General features: G+C 64.2%; 9 protein-coding genes. 7 read left to right on the forward strand and 2 right to left on the reverse strand.

All coding sequences use genetic code 11. The annotated features are described in order from the left end of the window. A partial coding sequence (locus H0V34_09040) for a formylmethanofuran dehydrogenase subunit B (GenBank protein MBA2491830.1) occupies window positions 1-561 on the reverse strand: 561 nt, incomplete at its 3' end. 466 nt (window positions 562-1,027) lie between these two features. Between H0V34_09040 and H0V34_09045 the strand changes: the two genes are divergently transcribed. From H0V34_09045 to fae, 7 genes are all read left to right on the forward strand, one after another. After that, a complete protein-coding gene (locus tag H0V34_09045; protein MBA2491831.1) occupies window positions 1,028-2,041 on the forward strand; it encodes a GHMP kinase in 1,014 nt (337 codons plus the stop codon). Between the two features lie 214 nt (window positions 2,042-2,255). Next, a complete protein-coding gene (locus tag H0V34_09050) occupies window positions 2,256-3,161 on the forward strand; it encodes a methylenetetrahydromethanopterin dehydrogenase (GenBank protein ID MBA2491832.1) in 906 nt (301 codons plus the stop codon). Continuing rightward, a complete protein-coding gene (locus H0V34_09055; GenBank protein MBA2491833.1) occupies window positions 3,158-4,399 on the forward strand; it encodes an ATP-grasp domain-containing protein in 1,242 nt (413 codons plus the stop codon). The genes H0V34_09050 and H0V34_09055 overlap by 4 nt, the downstream gene beginning before the upstream one ends. 26 nt (window positions 4,400-4,425) lie before the next feature. Then, window positions 4,426-5,418, forward strand: a complete 993-nt coding sequence (locus tag H0V34_09060) for a methenyltetrahydromethanopterin cyclohydrolase (GenBank protein ID MBA2491834.1) — start codon at window positions 4,426-4,428, stop codon at window positions 5,416-5,418. A gap of 9 nt (window positions 5,419-5,427) precedes the next feature. Then, entirely contained in the window at window positions 5,428-6,351 is a 924-nt protein-coding gene (locus H0V34_09065; GenBank protein MBA2491835.1) for a RimK family alpha-L-glutamate ligase, read from the forward strand. A 2-nt stretch (window positions 6,352-6,353) separates the two neighbouring features. After that, window positions 6,354-7,418, forward strand: coding sequence for a triphosphoribosyl-dephospho-CoA synthase (locus tag H0V34_09070; protein MBA2491836.1), 1,065 nt, complete (start codon window positions 6,354-6,356; stop codon window positions 7,416-7,418). Window positions 7,419-7,425: 7 nt separating this feature from the next. Next, window positions 7,426-7,938: a formaldehyde-activating enzyme gene (fae, locus tag H0V34_09075; GenBank protein ID MBA2491837.1), complete on the forward strand. Its 513-nt coding sequence runs from the start codon at window positions 7,426-7,428 to the stop codon at window positions 7,936-7,938. A 66-nt stretch (window positions 7,939-8,004) separates the two neighbouring features. On the opposite strand, the gene H0V34_09080 is transcribed toward fae, so the two are convergent. After that, on the reverse strand, window positions 8,005-8,583 hold a 579-nt coding region (locus H0V34_09080), incomplete at its 5' end, for a hypothetical protein (protein MBA2491838.1).

Consider the following 8,583-nt stretch of genomic DNA (forward strand, 5'->3'; position numbering starts at 1 on the left):
CTGTGTGTCCTGCGCCAGCGCACAGCTCTGGGGATTGAAAATTCGCTCCAGCAGCCGCGGAAACAGTTCGAATGCGCGTGCGCCGGCCACGACGACCAGATCGGCGCGGTTGCGCACCTCGGTCAGCGACGTGGTCATCCAGCCGTCGTCCTGCAGGATCTGCTGATTGCGGAACAGCCCAGCGCCGTACATGTGATCGATGACGGCACGGCTTTTCCTGGCCAGAGCCATGACGGCGCGCGCGCCATTCACGTCGGTTGCCAGGCCGCCGATAAGTGGCAGGTGGGCCTCGCGCAGCACTTCGGCGGCGCGATCCAGCGCGGCGTCCATGCCCGCGCTTGCGCCCGCGATCCGCGGCGTCGCGCGGGTGCCCGGTGGCGCCTGGGCGAAGCCGCGGCGGCTTAAGTCGCAGCCGTTCTCGGTTACCTCGACACCGCTGTCATCGAGCCGGACGCGCAGGTCGTCGCAGCCTAGTCCGCACAGCGGACACACGACATTTTCGAACTCGGCAGTTTCGACTTGGGCGGTCTCGAACGGGGCGGATGAATCTATCTCGGCCATACGCCGTGTGGCTCCTGGATTTCGACAGGCCCGGGATTTTAACAGGCTCAGGGTTTGTCAGCCCCGGGGTTTTGCACGTAACGATGCATTCGCCGCATGCGGGGCCATGAGCTGCGGAATGCATTAAGAACCAGGCTGGGCAAGGCAATCTAGAGGGCAAGGATAATGCCAACTCGATGAGAGCGGTCTCGACGCGGGGCCCCCACCTGGCTCGCCACGCCCGTCCCCGTCGCCGCGACGCGAAGCCGCGCCATTGGCACGACGCGAGCCTTGCGATCGCGCGAGTTGGCGCAGACGCCGTGCGTACAGTCCCCTCCGGGCGGTCAGCGTCGACCATCGCGCCTTGGTGTCACGTTAAGCGGTTGCGGCGTTACATCGGCGATACAAAGCTGCGCCGTACGCCTCGGGTCAACGACGGGGCTCCCGCTAAAAAACCTGTGGGCATGGTAGTTGCTAAATGCTTCGGATGATTCAATGGACCACACAGCGGTCGGGCGTGCGTTTGTGCGTGAAGGTCGAGGCGCCCGCGCGACTGCATCTCGGGTTTCTGGATCTCCACGGCGGCCTCGGACGGCGTTTCGGCGGTTTTGGGCTCGCCATCGAGGGTATCGCCACGCGTCTGTCGGTAGCCAAAGCGACTTCGTTTTCGGCGAGTGGGCCGGAGGACGAACGCGCGCTTGAGCATGCGCGCAACCTGTTCGCCCAGTTGCGCCTGCCGCACGCGGTGTCGATCAGGGTTTTCGAGGCGATTCCCGGCCACGTCGGTCTGGGCTCCGGCACGCAACTGGCGCTTGCGGTCGGCACTGCCATCGCGCGGCTGTACGAGCTGAGTCTCAGCACGCGTGACATAGGCCAGATGTTGAACCGCGGGGCGCGTTCCGGCGTGGGCGTAGGCTCGTTCGACACGGGCGGTTTCGTCGTGGATGGTGGTCGCGGACGCAACGACCAGGCGCCGCCGGTCACCGCCCGGCTCGAACTTCCCGCCGACTGGCGCATCGTGCTGGTGCATGACTGTAGCGGCAAGGGTTTGCATGGCGCCCAGGAGGTCAGCGCCTTCGATGCGTTGCCGGCGTTCCCGGCCGAACGCGCCGCGCATCTTTGCCGCCTGGTGCTGATGCGGATATTGCCCGCTATCGCCGACGCGCACCTGGACGACGCCAGCCACGGTATCAACGAACTGCAAACCGTGGTCGGCGATTACTTCGCGCCCGCTCAAGGTGGCCGCTTCGCAAGCGAGGCCGTCGCCGCTGTGCTCGCGTGGTTCGAGAGTCGCGGCGTCACCGGCGTTGGACAAAGCTCGTGGGGGCCCACCGGCTTCGCGTTGATCGGCAGCGAGGACCGCGCGCAGGCACTGATCGCTCAAGCGCAATCGGTGTTCGACAGGAGTGCGGTGCGTCTGCAGTTGGTGCGGGCCCGCAATTACGGCGGGCTGGTCGAATGTTATCAGTATGCGCAGGCGGTGAGCGGCGCGAGCCTGTAATGCGCGGCGGGCACCGTCGGTGGATGATACGCCGAGGCTTGCTTGTGGCGGTCGAATGGGTCGGCGGGCTTTAATCCATACTACACCACACTACCGGATGAACTTGGTCGAATGCATCGTTAATGCTTGAACATCGATGATTTATGCGGCGTTCGTTCAAAGGTTGGCGCCGCGCCGGAAATTTGCAAGCTCACTTGCGTCATTGGATTAAATTATGGAAAGGCCCTTTATCCTGCATATCTTTACACCCGGCAAAAATGTCAGTCCGTTCGACGCCAACATGGCGATCGACGCCGGCTGGCAGGTCGCGATGCCTTACACAAACGTGGAAGCCGATGAGATCCGGGATCTCGTGCAGGATGCGATCTTTTCCCGCGGTCCCAGCGGCGTCAGGCGCACGGGTATCTTTGTGGGCGGGCGCGACCTCCACATCGCGATGGACATGCTGAAGGCCGCCGAGGAGTCCATGGTGCCGCCGTTCGAAGTCTCCGTGTTCGCCGACCCCAGCGGCGCCTTCACCACCGCCGCGGGGATGGTTGCCAAGGTCGAGCAGCAGCTGGCCGATAAACACGGCGCGTCACTCGAAGGCTTGTGTGTGCTGGCTTTGGGCGGCACCGGTCCGGTGGGTGCGGCGGCTTCGGTACTGGCGGCCAAGGCCGGCGCACGGGTGAAAATCATCGGGCGAAAGATCGACAAGGCTCGCCAGGTCGCCGAGATTTGCAACCAGCGTTACGGGGCGGATCTGACCGGCATCGAAGGCGAGGCGGACGATCACAAGGGCGAGCTGATCAAAATCGCCGATGTGATGTTCGCTACCGCCAAGGCGGGTGTTGAAGTCTTAAGCCGCGAATTGATCGCCTCCGCGCCGCGCCTCAAGGTCGCCGCGGATGCAAACGCGGTGCCGCCGCCCGGCATCGCGGGGGTGGACGCCAAGGCTGACGGCGTCGCCATCGAAGGCTCGAAGAGCGGCGCGGTCGGCATCGGCGCGCTGGCGATCGGGGACGTGAAGTATCACGTTCAACAGCGGTTGCTCAAGCAGATGGTTAACAGCGACGAGCCCGTGTATCTGCATTTCGAACACGCCTTCAAAGTGGCGCGGGAATACGTAGCGAAAGCATGATGCCGGATCCCGCCGACATCTTCATCTTGGCCAGGTCGGGCCGCGCGCTAGCGCAGTCCGCGCGCGCGCCTGACTGGCGCCCGTGGGTGGTTGACGGCTTCGGTGATGTGGACACCCGTGACTGCGCGGCCGGTGTCGTGAAAGTCAGGATCACCAGGGATGGTCTGTCCGAGGCGGGCGTAGCGGACGCGCTGGATATGCTCGCGCTCAAGGCGCGTCCGGGCGGGCCAGCTCCTCTACTACCAGGTTCCCCATCAGGGTATGGCCGCGCCGGGTTGATTTACGGCAGCGGCGTCGAGGCCATGCCGGCGCTGCTGGATCGCCTGGCGGATCGCTTCGAGATCATCGGCAATGGCGCTGACGTCATACGAGCCGTCAAGGATCCCCCCGTGTTTTTCGCGACCCTGACAGCACTTGGCATCGCGTATCCCGTGACCCGCTTCACCGCGCCGGAGATGAAACGACACGACGGCATGCGCGGAATTTCCGGTGACTCAGTTTATGCATCGGCGCATGAATGGCTGGTAAAACGCGCGGCCGGTTCGGGTGGCGAGCACGTGCGCCGCTGGCGCGGCAGAGCTATCGATGATTCGCAACGCTATTATCAACATTTTCTGCCGGGGCCCGCGATGTCCGCGTTATTCGTCGCCGATGGTCGCCGTGCGCAGGTCCTCGGTTACAACACGCTGTGGCGCGCCCGGCATGCAGGCTCGCCGTTTGCCTACGGTGGCGCGATCAACCGCGCGAAACTTTCTCCATCGCAACGCCAACTGATTGCAAATCACGTGCACGCACTTACCGCAGCGTTCGGTTTGCGCGGCTTGAACAGTCTGGATTTCATGGTGCATCACGGTCAGCCGCGGGTTCTGGAAATCAATCCGCGACCCGGTGCGACCTGCGAGCTTTACGAACCGGAGGCGCCTGCGGGTATGCTCGCGCTGCATACGCGAGGTTGCCGCCGTCAGTTGCCCGGCGACTCGTGCTTGCGCGGATTTAGTGAACACGGCCCGCGCGCGCAGGTTATTGTCTATGCGGATAAAGCGTATCAGGTGCCTTTAGGCCTGCGATGGCCGCACTGGTGCCGCGATCTGCCCGCCCCGGGCGCCGCCATTCCCACACACGCGCCGATATGCACGGTGCTGGCCGAAGGTGACGCCTTTGAGCAGGTAAGCCGCCTTGCCGGCGCGCGCCGCGATGCCGTGTTGAATTCCTTGGCGGCGACGTCCATTGCCGCATAGCCGTCGTGCCAATACAGAGGTAAACAATGGACCAGAAACCCGGAACGGACAAACACACGAAACCGAGCGTCAATCGCCTGAGCGCGCCGTTGGTAGCGCAACTCCTGGCGGATGCCGATCAACTACGCATCGGCGTGCGTAAGCTGGACAACGGCGCCACCCTGGTGGACGCCGGTGTTGACTATCCCGGCGGGCTGGAAGCGGGCCGTCGCGTGGCTGAAATCTGCATGGGCGGGCTGGGGCAGGTGAGCTTCACCGCCGGCGGGGTGGCCGATCGCTGGCCCGTGACAATCCACGTGCATGCGACTGACCCGGTGCTGGCCTGTCTGGGCAGCCAGTACGCAGGCTGGAGCCTCACGCACGGCGAGGGCAAAGGCGCTTTTCAGGCGCTGGGCTCTGGCCCGGCGCGCGCGCTGGCGCAGAAAGAGCCGCTTTACAAGGACCTGGATTATAAAGACACATGCGACAGCGCTTGCCTGGTGCTCGAAGTCGATAGCCCACCTCCGAATCCGCTGGTGGACAAGATCGCGCGCGATTGCGGCGTGACGGCCGATGCGCTGACCCTGATTCTCACGCCCACGCGCAGCCTCGCCGGCAGCACGCAGGTGGTTGCGCGGGTGCTGGAAGTGGCCATGCACAAGGCCCACGAACTGAAGTTTCCGCTCTCGCACGTGGTCGACGGCATCGGCAGCGCGCCGCTGGCGCCGCCGGCGCCAGATTTCATCAAGGGCATGGGCCGCACCAACGACGCGATCCTATTCGCGGGTCAGGTGCAGATCTACGTGCGGGGCGACGATGACGCCGCAAAAGACCTTGCCGAGAAACTGCCCAGCAGCGCATCGAACGACTATGGCCGGCCGTTTGCGGAAGTCTTCAAGGCGTACGAATACGATTTCTTCAAGATCGACCCCATGCTGTTCAGCCCGGCGCGCATCAGCGTCACGGCGATGGAGAGCGGGCGCACTTTCCACGCCGGCGAGATCGATCTGAAGCTGCTCGAAGCCTCGTTCGGAGACTGAGGCCCGGGAATGAGAAACCTGGAACCGCGCATAGCCATCTTCACCGACGATCCCGGCTGGCACGGCGCACGGTTGCGCGAGGCCTTCGCTGCGCGTGGCTGCGCGGCTAATTTTGTGTCGCTCAAGAGTTGTCATTTCGACATCGGTGCGGATGCGCACCCGTTGAGAATTTCCGGCTTCGAGCCGGCATTGCCCGCGGCCGCGTTCGTGCGCGGCGTGCCCGGTGGCAGTCTGGAAGAAGTGGTTTTTTATCTTGATTTTCTGCATGCGCTGACCGAGTTGAACGTGCCCGTTTACAACGACGCACGCGCGATCGAGCGCAGCGTCGACAAGGGCATGACCAGTTTTTTGTTGCGTAACAACGGCATCCCGACCCCGCCCACCTGGGTGACGAACGATCCCGAACACGCCCGCGCTGTGGTCATGCGCGAGTTCGCAGCAAACCATGCACTGGTGTGCAAGCCGTTGTTCGGCGCGCAGGGCGAGGGCCTGATGCGCCTGTTGCCGGGCGATCCACTGCCAGCGGCGGAGATGCTTCACGGCGTTTATTATCTGCAGCGCTACATCGACACGGGCGAGGGCAGCTGGCACGACTGGCGCGTGTTCGTCATCGCCGGCCGCGCGCTGCTGGCGATGCGGCGCGAGGGTGCGACCTGGATCAGCAACGTCGCGCGCGGCGGCAACTGCCAGCCCGCGGTCCTGGACGATGGCTTGCGGCATCTGGCCGAGGCGGCGGTCGCCGCCGTGGGCATGCAGTACGGCGGCGTGGACATTATCCGTGACGCGAAGGGCCAGGCCTGGGCGGTGGAGGTCAACAGCGTGCCTGCCTGGCGGGGCCTGCAGAGCACCTGCAACGTCAACATCGCGGAATTGCTCGCCGACGACTTTCTGCGCCAGCTTAAGCCAGGCACGATGGCGGAAGCCGCTGGATGACGATGGCCCCGCCCGTTGAAGCAAGCCGTGTTTCGCCGCAGATGCTTAAAGACATCTACCTGCGCGCATGCGAGATCGATTTGCGGGCGCTCAAGCCCGGTAACGTGGGCGTAGACGCGCCGGGTCATGGCATGTTTGCTGCGGATTTCACCGCCAGCGCGCAAGCGAGTGTGGCGGCATTGACCGCACCCACGCTGGCTGTGGGGGCGAGCCCGAGCTTGGGAGAACGCCCGGGCCTTGGAGAACGAATATACCGCGCCGTGGCGGCGACGCGCGAAAAAGTGGCGTGCAACACCAATCTCGGGATCGTGCTGCTGTGCGCACCGTTGCTGCACGCCATGCAGCCAGGCGACGCTCCCGCGAGCGGGCTGCGCGCCGCGCTACGCGAGGTACTTAACGGCGCCGGCGTTGACGATACGCGCTGGATCTACCACGCCATACGGCTGGCGTCGCCCGGCGGGCTCGGCACAAGCCCGACGCACGACGTGGCCCGTGAGCCTGAGGTTACCGTTATCGAAGCCATGCGAACGGCTGCTCACCGGGACCGAATTGCCTGGCAGTACAGCAGCGGCTACGCGGATATCTTCGATTACGCATTGCCGGCGCTCTCGGCGTTCAGAGCACGCTGGGGCAGCGACGAGTGGGCGGCGTCGGGGATCTATCTGGGTTTGTTGCGCCGCTTCCCCGACAGCCACGTCGCGCGCAAATATGGCGAGGCGCGCGCGATGGAAGTGAGCCGCATGGCCGCGCCGCTGGAAGCCGCCCTGATGCAATGCAACGCGCCTCAAGAAATACTTCAGCGTCTGCAACGCGCCGACGCTGAATTCAAGCGAGCAGGGATCAATCCGGGCACCACGGCCGACCTCACGGTAGCAACCCTGGTCGCGTCTCACCTGGAGCAACTGCTCAGCACTGACAGCAGGAATCTGTCTTTATACTTTACGCAACGCGCAGGGAGAAAATCATACGGATTGCGAGCGTTCGTCAAAGCCGCAGGCAGCCGGGCTGTCGGCGGCGCGGGCGTATCGCCAGACGTGTCTTGTAACACCATAACCTGTAAGGAGTAGTTATAAAATGGCAGTTATCAATAAAGTACTTGTTGGCGAATTCCTCACCGGTGACGGTAACGAAGTCGCGCACATCGACCTGATCATGGGCCCGCGCGGCAGCGCCGCGGAGACGGCGTTCTGCAACGCGCTGACCAATAACAAGGAAGGTCACAGTACGCTGTTGGCGGTGGTCGCGCCGAATCTACAGGCCAGGCCCAACACCATTCTGTTCAACAAGGTCACAATCAAGGGTCAGGAACAAGCGGTACAGATGTTCGGCCCGGCTCAGCGCGGTGTAGCACTGGCGGTGGCCGATTGTGTGGAAGACGGCACTATTCCCGCCGACGAGGCAGACGATATCTTCATCTGCGTCGGTGTGTTTATCCACTGGGACGCCAAGGATCACGAAAAGATTCAGGATTATAATTACGAAGCGGTCAAGCAGTCGATCAAGCGCGCTGTCTCCGGTGAACCCACGGCGGCCGATGTGGTGGCCAACAAGGGCACCTCGCACCACCCGTTTGCGCATCACCGTTAAGCCGTGCGATGCCCCGGTCGCGAGATCGGGGCATCGGCGTTCTTGCGGGGATTGGGCCGGACGCGGCTAGACGCGTTCCTCGCGGCTAAACTCGGCCAGCTCCCTGGCGCCGACGACGCCGCTATGCAGGGCGCTGGCTACCAGCGCACCCCGGGCGCCGGCACTGGCCAGCGCATGCAGGTCATCGGCATGGCGAACGCCGCCACCTACATACCACTCGGTGTGAGGGGAGCGCGCGGCGAAGCGCAGCAGTCGATCGAGATCGGGGCCAGTGCCGCTGCCCACCCGAGCGAGCGACATAATCATTACCCTGGGCGGCCAGCGCGCGATGTCGGTCAGCAGCGCCGGGAGCCCCAGGAACGCGCCAACCCGAAAGTCTAGCGAAAGGACGGGTGCGTCCGCCGCCGCGCACAGCGCGCGCATCTCCGGCAGGCGCGGCTGCGTGACCGACTCGCTGCCGATTACCGAGCGGATGCGTCCGTCCGGCGCGCGGCGACGTAGTTCGGGCGGCGTCGTATGCAGGCCGTCGTCCAGCCACATTTCAAGCGCGGGGTAACGATGATGGATGTCAAGAACGCACGACAGGTTGTCAGCCCTTCCTCGAATCGCATCGAGGTCCGCTATGTAAAGGCGGGTGAAGGCATA

This window comes from Gammaproteobacteria bacterium (assembly GCA_013696315.1).
In the GTDB taxonomy this organism is placed as follows: domain Bacteria; phylum Pseudomonadota; class Gammaproteobacteria; order JACCYU01; family JACCYU01; genus JACCYU01.

Excerpts from the sequence above, each read along its gene's own strand:
- H0V34_09070 (MBA2491836.1), top strand. The coding sequence starts at position 6,354 with ATGGCCCCGCCCGTTGAAGCAAGCCGTGTTTCGCCGCAGATGCTTAAA.
- H0V34_09045 (MBA2491831.1), top strand. The coding sequence starts at position 1,028 with ATGATTCAATGGACCACACAGCGGTCGGGCGTGCGTTTGTGCGTGAAG.
- H0V34_09050 (MBA2491832.1), top strand. The coding sequence starts at position 2,256 with ATGGAAAGGCCCTTTATCCTGCATATCTTTACACCCGGCAAAAATGTC.
- H0V34_09055 (MBA2491833.1), top strand. The coding sequence starts at position 3,158 with ATGATGCCGGATCCCGCCGACATCTTCATCTTGGCCAGGTCGGGCCGC.
- H0V34_09060 (MBA2491834.1), top strand. The coding sequence starts at position 4,426 with ATGGACCAGAAACCCGGAACGGACAAACACACGAAACCGAGCGTCAAT.
- H0V34_09065 (MBA2491835.1), top strand. The coding sequence starts at position 5,428 with ATGAGAAACCTGGAACCGCGCATAGCCATCTTCACCGACGATCCCGGC.
- fae (MBA2491837.1), top strand. The coding sequence starts at position 7,426 with ATGGCAGTTATCAATAAAGTACTTGTTGGCGAATTCCTCACCGGTGAC.